This window comes from Enterococcus sp. C76, assembly GCF_040886985.1.
In the GTDB taxonomy this organism is placed as follows: Bacteria; Bacillota; Bacilli; order Lactobacillales; family Enterococcaceae; genus Enterococcus_B; species Enterococcus_B lactis.
Genome location: NZ_JBFOEY010000055.1, coordinates 1 through 380, shown reverse-complemented (window position 1 = coordinate 380; position 380 = coordinate 1). Strand labels below are relative to the sequence as shown.

Here is a 380-nt window from a genome sequence, read left to right as displayed (position 1 = left end):
AATGACCATTTAGAAATATCGTTTTTTAGCTCATAAATAACAATTACTTACACGACAATTTTTTATTTATAATTTTTAATACTAAAAAACCACCTCTTACTTCTTTATGTAAAAGGCGGTTTTCTCTTTTATTTATTTGATTTGACCCATTCAACATCTTCTTCTGTAAAATTTTCCGGTACACCTGCAGTGAAAGGGTGATTGGAATCCAATGGACAAAAAACGATTTCGTCATCTTCAATCGTTTCTGATTCATATGTGCCATACATATACGCTTTTACTGGCAGAGAATCCGTTACTTTAACACTAATCTCATGTATACCAATTTTTCGATCGCTTGTTACTACCGTTGGATAATCGCCTAACTCCATCCAAATCGG

At 32.9% G+C, this 380-nt stretch carries 1 protein-coding gene; it reads right to left on the bottom strand.

The window, feature by feature from the left end; translation table 11 throughout:
- Window positions 1-128: 128 nt before the first annotated feature.
- The coding region (locus AB3I00_RS14725; protein ID WP_368025628.1) for a hypothetical protein at window positions 129-380 on the bottom strand (252 nt) is incomplete at its 5' end.